Below are 22,250 nucleotides of genomic sequence, written 5' to 3'. Positions count from 1 at the left end.
CTCGTCAGTCCTTGACGGCGCCCGCGGTGACGCCCGCGGCCACGTAGCGCTGCGCGACGACGAGCAGGATCGCCGCCGGCACGGACGCGACGACGGCGGTCGCCATGATCGCGTTCCACTGCGTGGTGTTGTTGCCGATGTAGTGGTAGATGCCGAGCGTGATCGGGATCAGGTCGCCGTTGCGGTTGAGCGTCGAGGCGAAGATGAAGTCCGACCAGGCCCACAGGAACGCGAACAGGGACACGGTGAGCATCGAGTTGCGGCTCACCGGCAGCACGATCGAGGTGAACGTGCGCCAGGGCCCGGCGCCGTCGACCCGGGCGGCGGACAGCAGCTCGCGCGGGATGCCGGACATGAACGCCGTGAACAGCAGCACGCCGAACGGCACCGCCACGGTGGAGTCCGCGACGATCAGCCCGGGGATGGTGTTGAGCAGCCCGAGGTTGTTGTAGACGGCGTAGAAGCCCATCGCCATGACGACGGCGGGGATCATCTGGGCGACCAGCAACAGGAAGTTGAGCGTCCGGCCTCCGCGCAGGTGCAGCAGCGCGAGCGCGTACCCGGCGGGCGCGGCGATGACCACCGTCAGGAGCACGCAGCCGAGCCCCACCAGCAGGCTCGTGGCCAGGGCGGGCAGCTGCTGGGCGAAAACGGCCTGGTAGCCCTCGACCGTCGGGTCCCACGGGAACCAGTGCGGCGGGTCGGCCCGCAGGTCGCCGGTCTGCGTGAACGAGACGTTCACCATCCAGTAGACGGGGAACAGCATGACGAGGGTGAAGAAGACGCCGAGGGCGGTCTTCCACCACACCGTGCGGCCGGTCATGACGTGGCCTCCTGTCGGCGCTGGAGCTGCAGGTGCAGGAACCCGAAGACGAGGGCGATGACGATGAGCAGGTTGCCGACCGCCGCCGCCGGCGAGAAGTCGGGCTGCCCGGTGCCGAAGGCCTCCCGGTAGGACCAGATCGCGAGCGTCGTGGACGAGTCGCCCGGGCCGCCCGTGGTCATCACCCAGATCACGTCGACGACCTTGAGCGTGTAGATGAGGCCGAGCAGGATCGTGATGGCGGAGACGGGTCGCAGCAGCGGGAACGTGACGCTCCAGAACTGCCGCCAGGCGCCCGCGCCGTCCAGCGACGCGGCCTCGTAGACCTCGCCCGGGATGTTCTGCAGGCCGGAGTAGAGGATCACGAGGTTGAACGGGATGCCGAGCCAGACGTTGGCGATCGTCACCGACAGCAGGGCCGTGTCCGGCGAGGTGAGCCAGTTGATCTGGTCGCCGCCGAACGCCGTGATCACCGAGTTGACGATGCCGTTCTCGCTGTTGAGCATCCACGCCCACGTCGAGGCGGAGACGATGAGGGGCAGCAGCCACGGCACGAGGAACAACGCCCGCAGCAGGTTCGAGAGGCGGAAGCTCGACCGGAAGAACACCGCGAGCGCCAGCCCGATCGAGAACTGGAACGCGATCGAGCCGAACGTGAACAGTGCCGTGTTGAGCAGCGCCGTCGGGAACGTCGACGAGGCGAACACGTCGGCGTAGTTCTCCAAGCCCACGAACTCGGCGTCGCCCTGCACGAACGCGCGGATCGTGTAGTCGTGGATCGACAGGTCGATGTTGCGCCACAACGGGTACGCGTAGAAGACCACGAGGTACACGAGAAGCGGCGCGGCGAAGCCGACGGCGGCCCACTGGCTCGGGTTCAGCGTCCGTCGGCGCCGCCGGACGGGCGGCACGGCGGGCGTGGTGCCCGCCGCGCCGCGCGTCCCTGCGCGCTGCCCGACGACGGCCGGGTTGCTGGTCATGAGGTGTCCTTCGTCGGGGTGGCCCTGCGTCAGCTGGTGGCGGCCTCGGCGTCGGCCTGGGCGGCCTCGAGCGCCTCGGCCGGGGTGGCGGCGCCGGAGAGCGCGTTCTGCACCGCCGTCCACAGGGCCTCGGAGATCCCGGGGTAGTCGGTGCCGAGGCCGTCGCTGGTGCGGCCCTTGGCGTTCTGCACGGCCTCGACCCACGGCTCGAGGTCCTCGTTCTCGCTCAGGAGCTGCTCCTGGCCCTCCGCCGTCGGCGGGACGTAGTAGGCGAAGGTGTTCGCCGTCTCGACGAAGCCCTCGGGCGTCGTCATGCACTCGACGATCTGGCGGGTCACGTCGTAGCGGGCGGTGTCCTCCTGCACCGGGGCGACGATGAACTCTCCGCCGGTCGGCGCCGGCGCGACGCCGCCGTCCTTGGCGGGGAGCTGGACGATCCCGGTCTCGAACTCCGCCTCGGCGGCGCTGTTGACCTGCCAGGTGCCGTTCTCCGCGAAGGCGAAGTCGCCGGTGAGGAACTCCTCCCAGACCGTGTTCTGCGAGTTGTTGATGACCGTGTTGGGCGCGTAGCCCTCGTCGAGCCAGCCCTTCCACAGCTCGAGGGCCTCGACGGCCTCCGGCGAGTCGAGGTCGGTCAGCTCGGCGCCGGAGCCCCAGAACCAGGGCAGGAATTGGAACGAGCCCTCCTCGGTGCCGATGCCGGCGAAGGTGATGCCCTTGCTCCCCGCGTCGGTGACCTTCTTCAGGGCGGCGGTGAGCGAGTCCCAGTCGGTGATCGACGCCGGGTCGACCTTCGCCTTCTTCAGCACGTCCGCGTTGTAGTAGAGCGAGAGCGTGTTGGCGCCGATCGGGATGCCGTAGGCCTCGCCGTCGACGACGCCCGCGTCGAGGAGGTTCTGGTCGATCGACGAGGTGTCGACGCCGAACTCGTCGACGGTCGTGAGGATGCCGGTGTCCGCCAGGGTGGACACGGCCGGGTTGTCGATGAGGATGACGTCCGGCGACGTGCCCTCCTGCGCCGACAGCAGCGCCTGGTTGGTCAGGGCGGTGGTGTCGTAGGCCGTCCGCTCGATGGTGACGCCGGCCTCCTCGCCGCACGCCTGGACGCGCCCGGCCCAGTCGGACGACTCGTCGTGCTGCGGGTACGGGTCCCACCAGGTGTAGGTGCCGGACCCGGCGGTCGACTCCGACCCGCCGTCGCCGCCGGACGAGCAGGCCGCGAGCCCGCCGGTGGCGGCGAGCGCGGTGAGGGCGGCGAGCGTGCGCCGTGTACGCGGTGTCGTGTGCATCTGCGGTTCCTCCTTGAACGGTGGCCGGCGACGTCGTCGTGGCCGTGTGCTGCGTTGGTGGGGCCGGCGTGGCCTGCGGTCTCTCGTCGAGCCGTGGGACCGCCGAACGGGCTGTCGAACCGGTTCGCTACGAGGGTGGCGGAAGGGCCCGCCGGCCGGCTGTGCGTTCGTCGATCAGCCCTCTCGCGGTGCTCCGGTGCTGCCCCGGTCGACGAGCTCGGGCGAGACGAACCGCACCACGTGCGGCTCGCCGTGTCCCACCTCCCCCTCGATGCGGCGCACCAGCTCCCGCACGGCCATGCGGCCGAGGCGGTCGGGGGCGCTCTCGATCGAGGAGTACGGCAGGGAGAACGTGCGGGCGAACTCGTCCGAGTAGCGCCCGACGACGGAGAGGTCCGCCGGCGCGACCAGGCCGCGCTCGTGCAGCACGGTCGGCAGCGCCGCCGCGGCGGCCTCGTTGTTGATGAGCAGGCCGGTCGCACCCGGGTAGGCGTCCAGCAGGGCGTGGAGCTCGCGCCCCACCTCCGGCTGCCGCGACGACCCGAACACCGGGTGCAGCGTGACGCCGCGGGTGCGCGCGGCCTCGACCGCGGCGTTCTGCAGGCGCCACACGTACGCGCCGCCCCGCTCGACCACGTGCTCCGGCTGGGAGACGAGCACCAGCTCGCGGTGCCCGAGGCGGTGGAGGTGGTCGACCATGAGGCGGCCGGCCTCCTCGAAGTCCAGGTCGAAGACGTCGACGCCGGTGCAGTCGGCCGGGAGCCCGACGAGCGCGCCCGGCTGGGGCGCCTCGCGCAGGATCGGCAGCCGGTCGTCGTGCTCGGCGACGTTGAGCAGCACGATCCCGTCGACCATGCGGGAGTCGGTCATGCGCCGCAGCGCGTTGCGCCCGTCGGCCTCGGTGGCCAGCAGGATGTCGTAGCCGAGCTCGCGGGCCGTGTTCGAGATGCCGAGCATGTACTGCAGCATCGCCGGGGCGAACTCGTCCTCCAGGAACTGCGCGAGGAGGCCGATGACCCGGGTCTGCGAGGTGGCCAGCGCCCGGGCGCCGGCGTTCGGCGTGTACCCGAGCTCGCGGACGGCGTCCTCGACACGGCGGCGCACCTCGGCGGAGATCGCACGCTTGCCCGTGAGCGCGTACGACGCCGTGCTGCGCGAGACGCCCGCGACCCGGGCGACGTCCCCGATGGTGGCCACCGCGTCACGCTCCCTCGTTCTCGACCTTGCGAACCGGTTCGACGGTAGCGCCTTGCCGGCAGAACGCGCAAGGGCCTGGTTCTCGCGGCCCGATCCATACGTCCTCGATCAATCATCGAACCGATTCACATGCCACCACCGCATGGGCGGGCTCTTTCTCGCCCTGCTCGCGCCGGCGGCTCTTGACGACCCCCGATGGCCTCAGTAGCGTCTCGAACAAAGCACGGCGCAAAAACTGGACAAGACCTTGTTGTGAAGTCGCGTCGATGCTGCAACTCGGGAACTCATTCGCCAGCCACCCCCGGGTGGCCCGACCGCTGTCGACGTCGACAGGAGATCGAGGGACACCGATGTCAGCTCGCACCGCACCCACGCCACCCACCCGCGCGAGACAGGCTTGGCGGACGGCGGTCACGGCCTCGACCGCGACCGCCCTGCTGGTGCCTCTCGCCGCGGCGTCGAGCGCCGACGAGGGCGCCACCGTCCTGTCGGCCGGGCGTCCTACCGCCGCGAGCAGCGACAACGCGCCGTACCTGTCGGAGAACCTGACGGACGGCGACCCGAGCACGTACTGGGAGTCCACCAACGGCGCGCTCCCCCAGTGGGCCCAGGTCGACCTGGGCGACAGCGCGACGGTCGAGGACCTCGTGCTCCGACTGCCCGGCCCCTGGGAGGAGCGCAGCCAGACGATCGCCGTCCGGACGAGCACCGACGGCACGAGCTTCACCGACCTCGCCGGCCCGGAGGAGCACAGCTTCGACCCCGCGGACGGCAACACCGTCACGATCGACGTCCCCGACACCGAGGCGCGGTACGTCCGGGTGCGGATCACCGCGAACACCGGGTGGCCCGCCGGCCAGCTCTCCGAGCTCGAGGTCCGGGGTTCCACCGGCGACCAGGCCCCGGGTGAGGACCCCGACCCGCCCACGGGCGGCAACCTCGCGGTCGGCCGACCGGTCGAGGCCTCGTCGGTCACACAGACGTACGTGGCGAGCAACGCCGTCGACGACGACCCCGGCACCTACTGGGAGGGGGCTCCGGGCCGCTACCCCAGCACCCTCGGGGTGACGCTCGACGCCCGCACGGAGGTCAGCGACGTCGTCGTCGCGCTGCCGCCGTCCACCGCGTGGGGCCCGCGGACCCAGACCTTCGCCGTCGAGGGCCGGGACGGCCCCGACGGCGACTGGCAGGTGCTCGCCCCCGCGGCGCAGCACGCGTTCTCGCCCGCGACAGGCAACGCTGTGACGATCCCCGTCACGGGCACGGCCGCCGACCTCCGGCTGCGCTTCACGGCGAACACCGGGGCCGGGAACGGTCAGGTCGCCGAGCTTCAGGTGTTCGGCAGCCCGGCGCCCGACCCCGACCTCGTCGTCACCGCCGTCACCGCGACGCCCGGCTCCCCCGTGGAGACGGACGCCGTCACGCTCGCCGCCACCGTGAAGAACATCGGCACCGAACCGTCGGCCGCGACCGACGTCGCCCTCACGGTCGACGGCGAGACCGCGGGCACCGCACAGCTCGGCGCGCTCGAGGCGGGCGCGCAGGCCACGGTCACGGCCGACGTCGGGACGCTCCCCGCCGGGTCGTACGGCCTGGGCGCCGAGGCGGACCCGTCCGGCGTCGTCGTCGAGCAGGACGAGGGGAACAACACGCACGAGAGCGCCACGCCGCTCGTCGTCACGGAGGTGCCGAGCGCGGACCTGGTGCCGACGCTCACGTGGACGCCCACCAGCCCGGCCGCGGGCGACACGGTGACCTTCTCCGCCACCGTCTCCAACCGGGGAACCCTGGCGTCCGGCGACGCCGCCCACGACCTCACCGCGACCGTGACCGACCAGGAGACGGGCGACGTCGTGGCCACCCTCACCGGGTCCGCGGACGGCGGTCTCGCCGCCGGCGCGACCGGCGAGAGCGTCGAGCTCGGCACCTGGACGGCTGCCGACGGGAGCTACGACGTCGAGGCCGCGGTCGCGCCCGACAGCGAGGAGGTCCCGCCGAAGCGGGAGAACAACGCCGCCACGCGGCCCCTGTTCGTGGGACGCGGCGCGCACCTGCCCTTCGACACCTACGAGGCCGAGGACGGGGTCACCGGCGGCGGTGCGACCGTCCTGGAGCCCAACCGCGTCGTCGGCGACCTCGCGGGCGAGGCGTCGGGTCGTCAGGCCGTGACCCTCGACGAGACCGGCGCCTACGTGGAGTGGACCACGAAGGCCCCCACCAACACGCTCGTCACCCGGTTCTCCATGCCCGACGCCCCGGGCGGCGGCGGCACCGAGTCGACCCTCGGCGTCTTCGTCGACGGCGAGCTCCTGAAGCACGTCGACCTCACGTCCCGGTACGCGTGGCTGTACGGGAACGAGGCGAGCCCCGGCAACCAGCCGGGCGCCGGAGCGCCCCGCCACCTCTACGACGAGGCGAGCACGCTGCTCGGCAGGACCGTCCCGGCCGGCTCGACGATCCGGCTGCAGAAGACCGCGCAGAACGACTCCCGGTACACCATCGACTTCGTGGATCTCGAGCTGGCGACGCCGCAGGAGAACCCGGACCCGGCCCGCTACGTCGAGCCGGACGGCTTCTCCCACGCCGCCGTGCAGGCCGCCCTGGACGAGGCGCGCCAGGACGCGTCGGTCGACGGCGTCTACCTGCCGGCCGGCGACTACGCGACGTCGCGCAAGTTCCAGGTGTACGGGCGCGCCGTCGACGTCGTCGGCGCCGGCCCGTGGTTCACCCGCTTCGTCGCCCCGCAGGACCAGCAGAACACCGATGTCGGGTTCCGCGCCGAGAGCTCGGCCGACGGCTCGACGTTCCGCGACTTCGCGTTCTTCGGCAACTACGTCACGCGCATCGACGGGCCCGGCAAGGTCTTCGACTTCGCGAACGTCACGGACATGACGATCGACGACATCTGGGTCGAGCACATGATCTGCATGTTCTGGGCGTCCAACATGGACTCGTCGGAGATCACGAACTCACGCATCCGCAACACGTTCGCCGACGCCCTCAACATGACCAACGGGTCGGCGGACAACCACGTGCACAACAACCAGGCGCGGGGCACCGGCGACGACTCGTTCGCGCTCTTCGCCGCCACCGACAACGGCGGCAGCGGGCAGCGCGGCAACGTCTACGAGAACCTCACCTCGACGAACACCTGGCGGGCCGCCGGGCTCGCGGTCTACGGCGGGCAGGACAACACGTTCCGCGACATCTACGTGGCGGACACCCTCGTGTACTCGGGCGTGACGATCAGCTCGCTCGACTTCGGGTACCCGATGGAGGGCTTCGGCCCGGCCCCGACCGTGTTCGACGGCCTCACCGTGGTCCGCTCCGGCGGGCACTTCTGGGGCGACCAGGTGTTCGGCGCCGTGTGGATGTTCTCCGCGTCCGAGCCGTTCGAGAACATCCAGGTGAAGAACCTCGACATCGTCGACCCCACGTACTCCGGGATCATGTTCCAGACCAACTACGTCGGCGGGCAGCCGGAGCACCCGATCGAGAACCCGACGTTCGAGAACGTCTCCATCACCGGGGCGACCCGCAGCGGCGACCAGTACGACCACAAGTCCGGCTACGGCATCTGGGCCAACCCGCTGCCCGAGCCCCGCCAGGGGCCCGCCGTCGGGTCGGCGACGTTCACCGACCTCACGTTCTCGGGCAACGACCAGGACGTCCGGAACGAGACGTCGACGTTCGAGATCGTGCGCCGCTGACACGACGAGCGTCTCTGTTCGTCAGGATCCGGAGCATGGATCCTGCCGAACAGAGACGCTCGATCGGCGTGCGGGTCAGCGGTGGGGACAGGCTCGTCACGGTGAAATGCCGCCCCCACGACATGGGCGCTGCACCGGCCTGTGGAGGAGGGCGCCCGCTGTCGGCGCCTCCCGGCACGATGGACCGCATGACGACGCCCCCTCCTGCCCCGCCGGCGGCCGCCCGCTGCTTCGGCGACGACGACCCCCTGTACGCCGCGTACCACGACACGGAGTGGGGGGTGCCGGTGCACGGGGAGGCGGAGCTGCTCGAACGCATCGCCCTGGAGGGGTTCCAGTCGGGGCTGTCGTGGCTGACGGTGCTCAAGAAGCGGCCCGCGTTCCGGGAGCTGTTCCACGGCTTCGACCCCCAGCGGGTGGCCGCGTTCACCGGCGACGACGTCGAGCGGCTGCTGGGCGACGCGCGGATCATCCGCAACCGCCAGAAGATCGAGGCCACCGTGGGCAACGCCCGGGCGCTGCTCGCGCTGCACGCGGAGGGGCGCACCCTGGACGAGCTGTTCTGGTCGTTCGCCCCGCCGTCGCGCGCCGAGCGCGTCGCCACCTGGCAGGACGTCCCGGCGACCACCCCCGAGTCGGCGGCGCTGGCGAAGGCCCTCAAGGCCGTGGGGTTCCGCTTCTTCGGCCCCACGACGGCGTACGCGGCCATGCAGGCCTGCGGCCTGGTGGACGACCACCTGGCCACGTGCCCCGTCGTCACCGGCGGGCGATAGGCGGCACCCGACCCGCGGGGCGGGGTCAGCCGGCCGGCGGTGGCACCTCGCCGCTGCCGCGCGGCACCAGGCGCGTCGGCACCACCACGAGCTGCGCCGGCCGGTCCGGGTCGGCCGCCCGGGCGACGGCGAGCGCCGCGGCCCGCCGTCCCATCTCCGCGGCGTCGTACCCGACGACGGTCACGTCGAGCAGGTCGGCGAGCTCGAAGTCGTCGAACCCGACGAGGGCCACGGCGGCCGCACCGGGCGCACCGTCCCGGCGCTCCCGCAGCGCGTGCAGCGCGCCGACGGTGATCTTGTTGTTCGCCGTGACGAGCGCCGTCGGGGGCTGCGGCAGCGCGAGCAGCTCCGTGACCAGGTCGCGGGCCCGGTCCGCGTCGTGCGCACCGTCGCGCACGTACCGGTCCGGGTCGGGCACCCCCGCCTCGGCGAGGGCGGCCACGAACGCCTCCCGGCGCTCCCGAGCCGTCCAGAGGCGGGGGACGTCGGCGACGAGCCCCACGCGCCGGTGGCCGGAGGCCAGCAGGTGCTCGACGGCCGCGCGCATGCCGCCCCGGTTGTCGATGACGACGGTGTCGGCGTCGACACCCGCGGCCGGCCGGTCGATGAGGACGACGGGCAGCCCGGCGTCGAGCTCGGCACGCAGGGCCGCGTGGTCGTCCGAGGTCGGGGTGACGACGAGGGCGCCCACGCGCCGCTCCGAGAGCTCCTCGGTGAGCAGCACCTCCCGCGCGGCGTCCTCGTCGGTGCTCGCGGTGATGAGCTGCAGGCCACGGCCCCGCAGCTCGCGCTCGATGCCGCTGGCGATCGCGGAGTAGAAGGGGTTGGCCAGGTCGCCGGTGACGAACCCGACGAGGCGCGACGACCCGCCGCGCGCGAGGTCCGCGGCGACCGCGTTGCGGCGGAACCCGAGGTCGTGGGCCGCCGTCCGCACACGGTCGCGCGTGGCCGCGGCGACGTTGGGCTCGTCGTTGAGCACGCGGGAGGCCGTCTTGAGACTCACCCCGGCCCGTGCGGCGACCGCGGCGAGCGTAGGACGCCGGGCGCGCCGGCCGCCCTCGGTCCTCGCCGGCGCCACCGCCGTCTCGCCACCGTCAGCCATCGTGCCTCCCTGGAGGGTCGTGCCCGCGGTGCGGGCGTCAGGTCTCCCGCCGCCGGCGCAGGATCGTGTCGATCACGATAGCCACGACCAGGACCGTCCCGGTCACCATGGACTGCGTCGCCAGGTCGAGGTCGAGCAGCGTCAGCCCGTTGGCGATCGACTGGAGCACGAGGACGCCGACCAGGGCGGACCAGGCGCTCCCCCGGCCGCCGAACATGCTGGTGCCGCCGATGACGGCGGCGGCGATCGCGGTGAGGTACGTGTCGGCGCCGCCCGTGCCCTGGTTGGCCGCGGCGAGGCGTCCCGCGGCCAGCACGCCGCCGAGGGCGGCCAGCGTGGAGCAGGCCACGAAGCACGACACGACGGTCCGGGTCACGGCGATGCCGCCGAGCCGGGCTGCCCGGCGGTCGCTGCCGACGGCGCGCACGGACCGGCCCCAGCGGGTACGCCGCAGCAGCACGTCGACGGCCACCACCAGCGCGACGAACAGCACCACGGACCAGCCGACGCCTCGCCCGGTGCCGAGGTAGGCGACGGTGCCGGCGAGCACGAGGGCGAGCAGCCCGGTGCTCGCCAGGACGCGCCCGACCGACGGCGCGGGCAGGTCCGCGCGCACGCGGCGCGACCGGTCGGCGAACCGCAGCGCCCCGGTGACCAGCACCACGCCGGTGACGAGCGCCCACGCGACGGCCGAAGGGAGGAACCCCTGCTGGACGGTGCGCACCAGCCACGACTCGAACGGCAGGTTGATGGACCCGGCGGGCCCCAGCACGCGCGTCTGCACGCCTGCGAGGAAGAGGAGGCCGCCGAGCGTGAACACGAAGCTCGGCACGCCGAGCCGCGCGGACAGCATCCCGTACCCGAACCCCACGGCGACGCCGACCGCGAGCGCCACCAGGATCGCCAGGGCGACCGGCCAGCCGAGGTCGACGGTGCCGACCGCCACGACGGCCGCGGCGAGCCCGCTGACCGACCCGACGGACAGGTCGATCTGCCCGACGAGCAGCACGAGCACGACGCCCAGCGCGATGACGCCGACGGGGACGCTCTGCAGGGTGAGGTTGACGAGGTTCTCCGCCGAGAGGAACGCGGGGTCGACGGCGCCGAGCACGACCCAGATCACGACGAGCGCGCCGAGCATCGGGAGCATGCCGAGCCGCCCGGCCCGCGCCCGCGCGGCGAGCTGGGAGGACAGGCCTTGTCGGGCGGCCGACGCCCGCTCCAGGGCGCTCACGACGCCACCGTCCGGCGTCCGGCCGTGCTGCCGCGGCCATGCCCGCCGGGGCGCACCGCCCCGGTCATGGCGGCGAGGAGGTCCTCGTAGGAGGCGTCGCCGGTGAAGACGTCGTGCACGCGCCCGAGCCGCAGCACGAGGATGCGGTCCGCGACGGCCTGCAGGTCGGTGGCCTGGTGGCTGACGAGGACGACGGCGTGGCCGCGCTCGCGCAGTCGCACCACGAGGTTGAGGACCTCGGCGGTCTGCCGGACGCCGAGCGACGCGGTGGGCTCGTCGAGGACGACGACGCGGGGCGAGCCGAGCAGCGCCCGGGCGATGGCGACCACCTGGCGCTGGCCGCCGGACAGGGTGCGCACGGGTTCGCGCACCGAGGGCACGCTGGCCCCGAGCTGGTCGAGCAGCGCCCACGCCTGGCGCTCCATGGCGACCTCGTCGAGGAGCGGGCCACGGCGGGTCTCGTGGGCGAGGAACAGGTTCTCCACGACGTCCAGGTCGTCCATGAGCGCCAGGTCCTGGAAGACGGTGGCGATCCCGAGGGCGCGGGCGGTCGCGGGCGGGTCGAGGACGACGGGCGCTCCGTCGAGGAGGACCTCGCCGGCGTCGGGGCGGTGAGCACCCGCGACGACGCCCGCCAGCGTCGACTTGCCGGCCCCGTTGTCGCCGACGACGGCGAGGACCTCGTGGGGGTGCACGTCGACGTCCACGTCGACGAGGGCGTCGACCCCGCCGAAGCGTTTGGACACTCCGCGCAGGGAGAGGACGGGGGCCGGCCGGGACCGGTCGTGGTGGGCGGTCACGGGGCGGGCTCCTCGTCGAGCAGGCCGGCCGACCGGCAGGCGTCGGCGTACGGCGGGGTGCAGATGTCGTCGGTGGTGTGCACGTGACCGTCGACGATGACGCGGCCGACGTCGTCGACGCCGACCGCGCGGGGGGCGAGCAGCAGGGTGGGCACGCCGCGGATCGTGGCGGTGGCGCGGGGGGACTCGCCGCGCAGCACGCGCACGGCGAGCTCGGCGGCGGTGCGGGCCTGCTGGTCGGTGGCCTTGTAGACGGTCATGTACTGGTCGCCGCTGACGACGCGCTGCACCGCGGCGAGCTCGCCGTCCTGCCCGGTCGTCGGCGGCACGGGGTCCAGGCCGGCGGCCTTCATGGCGGCGACGGCACCGCCGGCGATCCCGTCGCTGGCGGCGAAGACGCCGTCGACCCGGCCGCCGTAGCGGGTGAGCATCGCCTCCACCCACTCGGTCGCCTTGTCGGGGCTCCAGTCCGGTGTCTCGTACTCCGCGAGCACCTCGATGTCCTCTCCGTCGAGCGCACGGTGGGCGCCGGCCGCGAGCGCCTTCGCGTTGGGGTCGGTCGACGCGCCGTGCACGAGCAGGACGCCGGGCCGGCGCCCGTCGCCGTCGTGCCCGTCGCCGTCCTGCCCCGTGCCGTCCTGGTCCGCGCCGTCCCGCACGGCCCCCACGAGCGCCTCACCCATGAGGTAGCCGATGAGCTCGTTGTCGAAGGAGACGTAGTAGTCGGCGCCGTCGACGAACCGATCGTAGGCGACGACGGGGACCCCGAGCCGGTGGGCCTGCGCGACGACGCCCGCGGCGGCCACGCCGTCGACGGCGTCGAGCACGAGCACGTCGACGCCGCGCGCGAGCATCGACTCGGCCTGCTCCTGCTGGGCGGCGACGTCCTGGGCGGCGTTGGCGTACAGCACGCGGCACGCGGGGCAGCGCTGCTCGACGACGGCGACGAACGTCGGGTGGTCGCTGGTCTCGTAGCGCGCCGTCTTGGCCTCGGGCAGCAGCAGCCCGACGGTGCCGGTGCGCAGGCCGGGGGACGCCGCCTCACCGGGGGCGTCGTCGTCGGCGGGCGCTCCGCACCCGGCGAGGAGGGCGGCGGTGGCGAGGAGCGCGGCGAGCAGCGCGCCGAGGCGGGTCATGCGCTCACCCCCAGCGCGCCGCCCACGCGGGCCCGGTCGAGCGCGAGGGTGAGGGCGCCGCGCACCTCGGCGGTGGCGCCGTGCTCGGAGGGCACCACGCTCACGGGCCCGGAGACGCTCGGCATGGTGCGCTGCTCGACGACGGTCCGCATCGGTCCGAGGAGGATCTCGCCGGCGTCCGCGAGCTGGCCGCCGACGACGACGATCTCCGGGTCGACGAGGTTGCACAGGCTGGCGGTGGCGACGCCGAGGTGCTGGCCGGCGTCGAACAGCACCCGGCGGCAGCCGGGGTCGCCGGCGCGTGCGGCGTCGATGACGTCGCGCAGGGTCAGGGGCCCGCGGCTCTCGGACAGCATGGCGAGCAGGACGCCGGCGCCGGCGAAGGTCTCCAGGCAGCCGCGGTTGCCGCAGCGGCAGATGGGGCCGTTCTCGTCGATCGTCACGTGGCCGATCTCGCCGGCGACGCCGCCGCGGCCGTGCACGATCCGCCCGCCGAGCACGATGCCGCCGCCGATGCCGTGCGAGACGCGCAGGTACGCGACGGCGTCGTGCCCCGCGCCGGCGCCGGAGCGGGCCTCGGCGAGCGCTCCGAGGTTGGCGTCGTTGTCGACGTGGACGGGGGCGCCGAGGTCGTCGGAGAGCGTGCCACCGACGTCCACCTCGTCCCAGCCGCGCATCATGCCGACGGTCGCGATGCGCCCGGTGCGCACGTCGACCGGCGCGGGGACCCCGACGCCGACGCCGAGCAGCTCGTCGGGGGCGGCGTCGACGTCGAGCAGCATCTCGCGCACGAGCAGGGCGGCGCGCTGCAGCCCGGTGTCGGCGCGGTGGTCCGGCGCGAGCGGCATGCGCTGGTCGGCGAGCACGCGCATGGACGCGTCGGCGAGGGAGACGCGCAGGGACCGGGTACCGAAGTGCACGCCCGCGACGAGCCCGAGGCCGCGCGCGAGGGTGACCTGCAGCGCGCGGCGGCCGTTGCGGGTGGAGTGCGCGGTGTGCAGCACGCCGGCGGCGGTGAGCTCCTTGACGATGTTGGAGACGGTGGCCGGCGACAGGCCGGTGACGCCGGCCAGCTCGATCTGCGTGAGGGAGCCACGCTGCTGGACGGCGCTCACGATCCGGGCTCGGTTGGCCTCACGCAATGAAGTCTGGGAGCCCGGGGTCACCCGGTCTGCGCGCACCCGGTCAGGATAGCGGCCGACCTGGCCACGTCCACGGCACCGCCACGACCGTTGAATCTACGAACCTCACGCAAAGATCACGATCCGGCCACTCTTGCGTTCACTTCTTGACACCAAGATTCTCCGGCGCCTTGGATGGGCGTCGGGACAGGGCGCACGGACGCGCCCCACCGGCGGGAGCGACGAGGTCGCCGCCGGCGCCCACACCGACGACGGCGTAGGGGAACGACGATGCGACTGAACCGCAGGACCAGCGCGACGGTGGCCGGCGCCGCCCTCGTAGGCCTGGCACTGACCGCGTGCGGCGGCGGAGGCGACGACGGAGGCGGCGGCACCGACGAGACCGGCGGCGGCGACGCCAGCGAGGTGGAGGTCTTCACCTGGTGGGCCGCCGGGTCCGAGAAGGCCGGCCTCGACGCGCTCGTGGGCGTGTTCGAGGAGCAGCACCCGGACACGGAGTTCGTCAACGGCGCGGTCGCCGGCGGCGCCGGCTCCGCGGCGAAGGACCTGCTCCAGACCCGCCTGCAGGCGCAGGACCCGCCGGACACGTTCCAGGCGCACGCCGGCGCCGAGCTGCAGGACTACATCGACGCGGCCCAGATCGAGGACGTCTCGGACCTGTACGACGAGTTCGGGCTCACCGACGCCTTCCCCGCCGACCTCGTCGACCGCCTGTCCACCGAGGACGGCGCCATCTACTCGATCCCGTCGAACATCCACCGCGCCAACGTCGTGTGGGCCAACCCCACGGTGCTGGAGGACAACGGCGTCGACCCCGAGGCCACCTACGACGACCTCGACGCCTGGATGGCGGACCTCGACAAGCTCCAGGACGCGGGGGTGACCCCCCTGTCGGTCGCGACCACCTGGACGCAGGTGCACCTGCTGGAGACGGTGCTCCTCGCCGACCTCGGCGCCGAGGCCTACTCGGGCCTGTGGGACGGCTCCACCGACTGGGAGGGCAGCGAGGTCACGGCTGCCCTCGAGGACTTCGAGCAGCTCATGGGCTACACGAACTCCGACCGCGACGGCCTGGACTGGCCCGAGGCCACCCAGATGGTCATCGACGGCCAGGCGGCCTTCAACGTCATGGGCGACTGGGCCGTGGCCGCGTTCGAGGAGCAGGACAAGAAGCCGGGTGACGACTACACCTACTTCCCGGTGCCCGGCTCGGACGGCACGTTCGACTTCCTCGCGGACTCGTTCACCCTCCCGGTGGGCGCCCCGCACCCCGGTGGCGCGAAGGCGTGGCTGGAGACCGTCGGCTCGGCCGAGGGCCAGGAGGCGTTCAACAAGGCCAAGGGCTCCATCCCGGCCCGCACCGACGTCGACATGTCCACGTTCGGCGAGTACCAGCAGTCCGCGGCCGAGGCCTTCGGCAGCGACACCATCGTGTCCTCGCTCGCGCACGGCGCCGCGGCCCCCGTCGCGACCCTCAACGCGATCTCGGACGCGACGAGCAAGTTCACCACCGGCGCCTCGGACCTCGCGGCGTACCAGTCCGAGCTGGCCGCGGCCGCTCAGGGCTGACCCCCGACCGCCGGGCCCCAGACCGGCAACGACGTCGCGCGCCGTCTCCCCCCGGCGGCGCGCGACGTCGTCCCCGCCGGCCGCGCGGCCACCCCTGGGCCGCGCGGGCCGGCACCCCCGCCCCTCCACCGGGAAGACCACCATGCTCAAGTCGCTCCGCCGCGCGGGACCGCCGCTGCTGATGCTCCTGCCGTCCCTGATCCTCGTCGGCGTCTTCGTCTACGGGCTCATCGGCGTCAACTTCTCCACGTCCGTCACCGACAACCACACCGCGGCCCAGGCCACCGGCCAGGAGCCGTCCTCCGTCGTGTGGTTCAGCAACTACCTCGACCTGCTCGGCACCGAGGCGTTCCAGCACTCCCTGCTCAACCTCGTGCTGTTCACGGTGACGTTCCTCGTCGGCACCATGCTGATGGGCTTCGGGTGGGCGTGGCTGCTCGACCGCCCGATCCGCGGCGAGGGCTTCTTCCGCTCGATCTACCTGTTCCCGATGGCCGTGTCGTTCGTCGCGTCCGGCGTCGTGTGGCGGTGGCTGCTCAACTCCAACCAGGGCGAGAGCGCCTCCGGCCTCAACCGGCTGTTCCAGATGATCGGGCTGGACTTCCTGCAGAACAACTGGTGGAACAACGTCACCTTCGGCATCCTCGCCATCGCGATCCCCGCGATCTGGCAGCTGTCCGGCTACGTGATGGCGCTGTTCCTCGCCGGCTTCCGCGGCATCCCCGAGGAGCTGCGCGAGGCCGCGCGCATGGACGGCGCCAGCGAGTGGAAGCTGTACCGGCACGTGCTGTTCCCGCAGCTGTCCCCGATCGCGCTGTCGGCCCTGATCATCATCGGCCACATGTCGCTGAAGTCGTTCGACCTCATCATGTCGATCTCCAAGCCGGCGAACTACCAGACCAAGGTGCCCGCCGTCGACATGTTCGTGTTCAAGTCGAGCTTCGACTACGCGAACGCGGCCGCCGTCGGCGCCATCCTGCTCATCATCGTGGCCGTGGTCATCGTGCCCTACCTGGTCCACTCCAACCGATCGGAGAAGCGATGACCGCCGTCACGCCCGGGACCGCCCCCACGGCCTCGACCGGGGCCGGCGACCGCGTCGACCTCGGTGCCCGGGGCGGGCGCGCCCGCTTCAGCCGGGGCCGCACGGTGCGCTACGCCGTGCTGCTCCTCTTCGTCGTCATCGTCCTCATCCCCGTGTACGTGCTGTTCGTGACGAGCTTCAAGGGCGCCGGCGACGCCGCGCCGGCCCGCGCGTGGAACCTGCCGCAGCTGTGGACCACGGAGAACTGGCAGACGGCGTGGACCACGCTCGGGCCCGCCATCGGGCGCTCCCTGCAGATGGTGATCCCCGCGGCGATCATCTCCGCGATGCTCGGCTCCCTCAACGGGTACGTGCTGTCCCGCTGGTCGTTCAAGGGCGCGAACATCGTGTTCACGCTCATCCTGTTCGGGATGTTCATCCCGTACCAGGCGGTGATGATCCCGCTCACGCAGCTCGTGCTCGACCTGGGCATCCCCGGCGGCATCCCGACACTGATCCTGCTGCACGTGGTGTACGGCATCCCGATCACCACGCTCATCTTCCGCAACTACTACATGACGGTGCCGCACGAGCTCGTCGAGGCCGCCCGTGTGGACGGCGCCGGCATGCTGCGCACCTACTGGTGGGTCATCCTGCCGGTCTCCATCCCCAGCTTCGTGGTCGTGCTGATCTGGCAGTTCACCAACGAGTGGAACGACTTCCTCTTCGCGGTGTTCTTCTCCTCCAGCCAGAACGGCCCCGTCACCGTGGCGCTGAACAACCTCGCCAACGGCGCGCTGCTGCAGAACTACGGGGTGTCGATGGCGGGCGCGCTCCTCGCGTCCCTGCCGACGCTGCTCGTCTACATCATCCTCGGCAAGTACTTCATGGGCGGGCTGATGTCCGGCTCCGTGAAGGGCTGAGCACCTCCGTCACACGTCTGGTCGGCAGTTCCCGTTCTGGTCGGCAGCTCGAGCTGCCGACCAGAACGGGAACTGCCGCGCCGATCGATCCGCAAGGCCGTTCATACCGGTCCGACAGCGCTGTCAGACCCCCTCACCGTCGAGAGGACATCATGAGACGCACCACCTCCCGCCGACGCCGCGGCGCGACGGCCCTCGCCGCCGCGACCACCGCCGTCGCGCTTCTCGTCCCGGCCGCGGCCGCGCACGGAGCGCCCGTGCCCGGGACCACCGCGCACAGCGCCCCGGCGGCCGCCGAGCACGGCGCGCCCGACCCGATCGCCGCGGACTACTACGAGGCGCTGCTGCGCCACACGCGCTGGGCCGAGACCGTCTGGGACGACTCCGCCGGCGTGTACCAGGCCAAGGACTTCAACTTCGCCGTCGTCCTGGGCAACGCCGTCCTGCTCACGCACGGCGAGTACGACGCGGACGTCGCCGGCGTCCCCGAGGCGGAGCTCCGCGCGCACACGCTCGCGACGATCGAGCACTATGCGGCCACCAACCGCCTCGTCGACCCCGACGGCACCTGGGGGAAGCGGCTCTTCTGGGACTCCACGTTCCAGTCGTACTTCCTCGCGGCCGGGCAGCTGCTCTGGGACGAGCTCGACGCGACGACCCGGACCCACCTCACGACGATCGCCACGGCGCAGTCCCGGTACACCGCCGACCTCGACTTCGGGGACGACCCGCTGTCGGGGCACTGGACCGCCGAGTGGCCGACCGGCAAGTTCGAGGGCGACACCGCGCAGGAGGAGGCCGGCGTCTACACGCAGGCCCTCGCGCCGGGCCTCGCCTGGGCGCCGGACGACGCCGACGCGGCGCGATGGGCGGACCAGCTCGGCGACTGGGGCCGCAACGCCGCCGGACAGCCGACCGCCGACCGCAACAACCCCGCCGTCGTGGCGGGGAAGCCGGTGTCGTCCAACACGATGCAGACCGTCCACGACACGTACCTCGTGGAGAACCACGGCTCGTTCGGGCCGCACTACCAGTCGGACATCTGGCGCTCCGGCGGGCGCAACGCGATCCACTTCCTGCTGCGCGACGAGCCGCTGCCGGAGATCCTCACCCGCCAGCCGAACTCCGCGGAGCTGTGGGAGTCCATCGAGCTCGTCATGTCGGCCCAGGGCGAGCCGTTCATGCCGATGGTCGCCGACCGCGAGTTCCTGTACGGACGCGACGTGCTCCCGATGGCCTTCCTCGGGCAGGTCCTCCGCGACCCGGACGCCGCCCGCGCCGAGGCGTCGCTCGCCGCGGCGCTCGCGGACTACCAGGCGTACCCGCCGGTCGACCGCCTCACCAAGTTCTCCGGCGAGCCGAAGTACGAGCCGGAGGCCCGCGCGGAGATCGCCATCTCCTACCTCCTGCACGTCGAGGCCGCCGAGTCGCCGGACGGGCCGGTCGAGCCGACGGCCGCCGACGAGCTCTTCGCCCGCCTCGCCGGGGTGCGCGACTTCGGCGCCGGGCCGGGGCTGACCGTCCAGCAGTCGGCGGAAGCGTGGGCCGCAGCCGGCAGCCGCCGCGGCTTCGTGAAGTTCCCGTGGGTGCCGGGCCACGACTCGTGGCTGTTCCACGTGTCGGGGTCGACGCCGTTCCTGTACCCGAACCCGGGCGCGACGGTGGACGACCGTCACGTGACGACGTACACGACGCCGCGCGACGGCTTCGAGGGCACGTCGTCCGTGTTCCGGGTCGGCGACGGGTACGCCGGGCAGGCCACCCTCCCGACCGGGTCCGCCGTCTACGCCTCGACCGGGGCCGGGCCCGACGACGCGAGCCTGTCGGTGCGCAACCTCGACATGGACGGGTACGCCGGGCTGGACGGCTCCCGCACGTACACGACGGCGGAGGGCGAGACGACCGAGGCCCTGCCCACCACGTGGCCGGCCGACACCTCCGACGCGAACGCCGCCCGGGTCGACGACCTCACCTTCGGCCCGGTCACCGCCCGGTACGTCCGCGTGCTCGGCCAGCAGGGGCACCCCCGGTACGGGTACTCGCTGTACTCCTTCCACGCGTACGGGTCCGACGACGAGTCGGCCGCCGACCTCGCCGCCGGCCGCCCGGCCGCGGCGTCGAGCGAGGACACGGCGAACGGCCGGACCGCGGCGACCGTGACGGACGACGACGCGGCGTCCCGGTGGGCGGTCGCCGTCGACGAGCGGACGCGAACCGACTCCTGGGTCCAGGTCGACCTCGGCGAGCAGACCACCGTGGGCGGGGTGCGCCTCGCATGGGAGGCGGCCGCCGGCGAGCGGTACCTCGTCCAGACGTCGACCGACGGCGAGACGTGGCGCACCGCGACCGCCTACGGCAGAGCGCCGGAGGACGTGAACGTGCACCGCCTCGACACGGTGGACCTGGTGCCGCCGGGCGCGGACGACCCGGCGCCGGTCACCACCCGCTACGTCCGGATGCAGGGCGTGCGCGGGAATCCCGAGTACGGCTACTCGCTCTATCACCTGCGCGCGTTCTCCCCCGACGGGATCGACGTCGCCGCGGGGCACCCGGCCACGGCGTCGAGCGCCGACGGCGGGAAGCCGGCGAGCGCCGTCACCGACGGCGACGGGAACACGCGCTGGGCCGTCTCGCGGGCGGACCGCACCCGCGCCGACTCGTGGATCCAGGTCGACCTGGGCTCGCCGGTCGACGTGGCGCAGGTCCAGCTCGGCTGGGAGGCGGCGGCCGGCCAGGAGTACCGCGTGCAGACGTCGCTCGACGGCGAGACCTGGCACGACGCCGCGTCGTTCCGGTACACCGGCGACGAGGTGCTGACCTCCGACGGCGGGTGGCTGAACGTCGAGGGCGAGGCCGGTTTCGTCGTCCGCGGCACGGACGCCCCGCTGACGGTGTCGCGCGCGAGCGACGAGCGGCACGTCGTGCGGCTCGCGGACGGCACGGACGGCCCCCGGCTGGTCGAGATGCTCCCGGGCGGCGCGGACGCCACGTCCGCGCAGGCCGCGCGGCCTGCGCCGGAGTCAGACGACCCCGGTGTGCTCGTCAGCCTCCTCGACGGCTACCTCGTCGCGTTCAACCTCACCGCCGCCGACGTGTCGACGACCGTCACCGTCCCGCACGACGGCGGCGCCGTGCCCGTCTTCGCCGGGACGCAGCGGATCGGCGAGGACACCACGTCGCTCGACGTGACCGTCCCCGCCGGCGACGCCGTCGTGCTCGCGCCCCGTGCCACCGTGGCCCGGCGGGGCGGGACGGCTCCAGCGGGCGTGGAGGTCGCCGTCGACGACGCCCGGACCTTCGCGGTGACGGGCCACGGACCGGTCGTCGTGCACCACGCCGAGACCGGCACGACGCGCACCGTCGGTGCCTCCCCCGCGGGCACGCCGCTGCGGTTCGGCGCCGCGACGCCGTTCCCCGTGGCCGACCACGCGCTCGCCACGCTCACGTTCCCGGCGTCGGTGCTGCCCGACGGCATGACCTCGCCGTCGGCCGCGGTGGACGGCGATCCGTCGACCGCGTGGACGCCCGGGCCCGGCGGGCGCATGGTCACCGACCTGGGCAGCCCCCGCGAGATCGGGCAGGTCGTGACGTCGTGGGCGCGCGGGGGCGCCCCCTGGGCCGTGGTCGCGGTGAGCGACGACGGGCTGACGTTCACCGACGTCGGCACGATCGGGGCCGGGGCCCGGACCGGCAGCCTTGACGTCGGGCGCACGGCCCGGTACGTCGCGCTGACCACGGAGTGGCGCGACGGCGACCCCGGCCTCTCGACGTTGCGGGTGCTCCCGCCCGGCGCGTCGGCGGACTGACCTCAGGTGCCCCGTCCTCGCCCTCCGCGAGGACGGGGCCGCACCGGCGTGACTACGCCGATGCCTCGCCGGGCTCGCCGCCCACCTCGGCGAGGACGCGGTCCCGGGCGCGCACGAGATGGTCGGTCAGGGTGGTCCGCGCCGCCTCCTGGTCGCCCTCACGGATCGCGTCCATGATCGCGGCGTGCTCCGCGACGACGTGCGTGGGCGTCGTCCGGCGGTGGGCGGAGTACTGGCCCATCGTCAGGTGGATCTCGCCCGAGATCATCTCGTACATCCGAGACAGCCGCTCGCTCCGCAGACCCTGGACGAGGCTCCAGTGAAACGCGATGTCGGCCTGAACCTGCTCGGCGAAGTCCTCGCTCCGCGCGGCACGATCCATCGCGTCCTGCGCCCGGGTCATCTCGTCCGGAAGCAGGCGGCGCCCGGCGAGGTGGACGGCCGCGGCCGACTCGAACGTCGCCCGGCTGAAGTAGAGGTCCTGGATCTCGGCCGCGCTCAGCCGCGGGACGACGGCGGACTTGTGGGCCACCCGACGCAGCAGGCCCAGACTGGTCAGGCGCTCGAGGCAGGACTTCGCGGTCGGCCGGGCGACGCCGTACTCGTCGGCGACCCGCTGCTCGGTCACCTTCTCCCCCGGGGAGATGTCACCGTTGATGATCCTCGCCCGCAGGGACTCGAACAGCGCCTCCGTCAACGACGCCGGACCGAGCTTGTACTGGCTCGCACTCGTGGGCACGTC

Annotated in this window: 16 protein-coding genes; 6 read left to right on the top strand and 10 right to left on the bottom strand. The window is 72.9% G+C overall.

The window, feature by feature from the left end:
- Positions 1-4: 4 nt before the first annotated feature.
- From EYB28_RS02060 to EYB28_RS02045, 4 genes are all read right to left on the bottom strand, one after another.
- A complete protein-coding gene (locus EYB28_RS02060; protein ID WP_166844434.1) occupies positions 5-823 on the bottom strand; it encodes a carbohydrate ABC transporter permease in 819 nt (272 codons plus the stop codon).
- Positions 820-1,803: a carbohydrate ABC transporter permease gene (locus tag EYB28_RS02055; protein WP_166844432.1), complete on the bottom strand. Its 984-nt coding sequence runs from the start codon at positions 1,801-1,803 to the stop codon at positions 820-822. The genes EYB28_RS02060 and EYB28_RS02055 overlap by 4 nt, the downstream gene beginning before the upstream one ends.
- Before the next feature lie 29 nt (positions 1,804-1,832).
- Complete coding sequence (locus EYB28_RS02050) at positions 1,833-3,092, bottom strand: extracellular solute-binding protein (RefSeq protein WP_166844430.1); 1,260 nt, start codon at positions 3,090-3,092, stop codon at positions 1,833-1,835.
- Positions 3,093-3,266: 174 nt separating this feature from the next.
- Complete coding sequence (locus tag EYB28_RS02045) at positions 3,267-4,289, bottom strand: LacI family DNA-binding transcriptional regulator (protein WP_166844429.1); 1,023 nt, start codon at positions 4,287-4,289, stop codon at positions 3,267-3,269.
- Positions 4,290-4,729: 440 nt separating this feature from the next.
- On the opposite strand from EYB28_RS02045, the gene EYB28_RS02040 reads away from it, so the two are divergent.
- Together EYB28_RS02040 and EYB28_RS02035 are read left to right on the top strand one after the other, a co-directional pair.
- Entirely contained in the window at positions 4,730-7,999 is a 3,270-nt protein-coding gene (locus EYB28_RS02040; RefSeq protein WP_240930345.1) for a discoidin domain-containing protein, read from the top strand.
- Between the two features lie 188 nt (positions 8,000-8,187).
- A complete protein-coding gene (locus EYB28_RS02035; RefSeq protein ID WP_166844425.1) occupies positions 8,188-8,772 on the top strand; it encodes a DNA-3-methyladenine glycosylase I in 585 nt (194 codons plus the stop codon).
- Positions 8,773-8,797: 25 nt separating this feature from the next.
- Here the strand turns inward: EYB28_RS02035 and EYB28_RS02030 are convergent, their stop codons facing one another.
- The 5 genes from EYB28_RS02030 to EYB28_RS02010 are packed head-to-tail and all read right to left on the bottom strand — an operon-like array spanning position 8,798 to position 14,159.
- Positions 8,798-9,874 carry a LacI family DNA-binding transcriptional regulator gene (locus EYB28_RS02030; protein ID WP_166844423.1) on the bottom strand — a complete coding sequence of 359 codons (1,077 nt, stop codon included), beginning with the start codon at positions 9,872-9,874 and terminating at the stop codon, positions 8,798-8,800.
- A gap of 37 nt (positions 9,875-9,911) precedes the next feature.
- On the bottom strand, positions 9,912-11,108 hold the full coding sequence (locus tag EYB28_RS02025) for an ABC transporter permease subunit (RefSeq protein WP_240930344.1): 1,197 nt from the start codon (positions 11,106-11,108) through the stop codon (positions 9,912-9,914).
- Positions 11,105-11,908, bottom strand: a complete 804-nt coding sequence (locus EYB28_RS02020) for an ATP-binding cassette domain-containing protein (RefSeq protein ID WP_166844421.1) — start codon at positions 11,906-11,908, stop codon at positions 11,105-11,107. The genes EYB28_RS02025 and EYB28_RS02020 overlap by 4 nt, the downstream gene beginning before the upstream one ends.
- Positions 11,905-13,044: a sugar ABC transporter substrate-binding protein gene (locus EYB28_RS02015; RefSeq protein ID WP_166844419.1), complete on the bottom strand. Its 1,140-nt coding sequence runs from the start codon at positions 13,042-13,044 to the stop codon at positions 11,905-11,907. Before EYB28_RS02015 ends, EYB28_RS02020 begins: the two co-directional genes overlap by 4 nt.
- Positions 13,041-14,159 (bottom strand): ROK family transcriptional regulator, encoded by a 1,119-nt coding sequence (locus EYB28_RS02010; protein ID WP_166844417.1) that lies wholly within the window; start codon positions 14,157-14,159, stop codon positions 13,041-13,043. Before EYB28_RS02010 ends, EYB28_RS02015 begins: the two co-directional genes overlap by 4 nt.
- 297 nt (positions 14,160-14,456) lie before the next feature.
- Between EYB28_RS02010 and EYB28_RS02005 the strand changes: the two genes are divergently transcribed.
- The 4 genes from EYB28_RS02005 to EYB28_RS01990 all read left to right on the top strand — a co-directional run bounded on the left by EYB28_RS02005 (position 14,457) and on the right by EYB28_RS01990 (position 21,508).
- Positions 14,457-15,755, top strand: a complete 1,299-nt coding sequence (locus EYB28_RS02005; protein WP_166844416.1) for an ABC transporter substrate-binding protein — start codon at positions 14,457-14,459, stop codon at positions 15,753-15,755.
- Between the two features lie 142 nt (positions 15,756-15,897).
- On the top strand, positions 15,898-16,800 hold the full coding sequence (locus tag EYB28_RS02000) for a carbohydrate ABC transporter permease (protein ID WP_166844414.1): 903 nt from the start codon (positions 15,898-15,900) through the stop codon (positions 16,798-16,800).
- Entirely contained in the window at positions 16,797-17,702 is a 906-nt protein-coding gene (locus EYB28_RS01995) for a carbohydrate ABC transporter permease (RefSeq protein ID WP_166844413.1), read from the top strand. Before EYB28_RS02000 ends, EYB28_RS01995 begins: the two co-directional genes overlap by 4 nt.
- 152 nt (positions 17,703-17,854) lie before the next feature.
- A complete protein-coding gene (locus tag EYB28_RS01990; RefSeq protein ID WP_166844411.1) occupies positions 17,855-21,508 on the top strand; it encodes a discoidin domain-containing protein in 3,654 nt (1,217 codons plus the stop codon).
- Between the two features lie 52 nt (positions 21,509-21,560).
- Here the strand turns inward: EYB28_RS01990 and EYB28_RS01985 are convergent, their stop codons facing one another.
- On the bottom strand, positions 21,561-22,247 hold the full coding sequence (locus tag EYB28_RS01985) for a GntR family transcriptional regulator (RefSeq protein ID WP_205710815.1): 687 nt from the start codon (positions 22,245-22,247) through the stop codon (positions 21,561-21,563).
- Between the last annotated feature and the right edge of the window lie 3 nt (positions 22,248-22,250).

It is taken from the genome of Isoptericola sp. BMS4 (assembly GCF_011634835.1).
GTDB lineage: Bacteria > Actinomycetota > Actinomycetes > Actinomycetales > Cellulomonadaceae > Isoptericola.
Note: the sequence above shows the minus strand (reverse complement) of the source record. Positions and strands in the feature narration are given on the sequence as shown.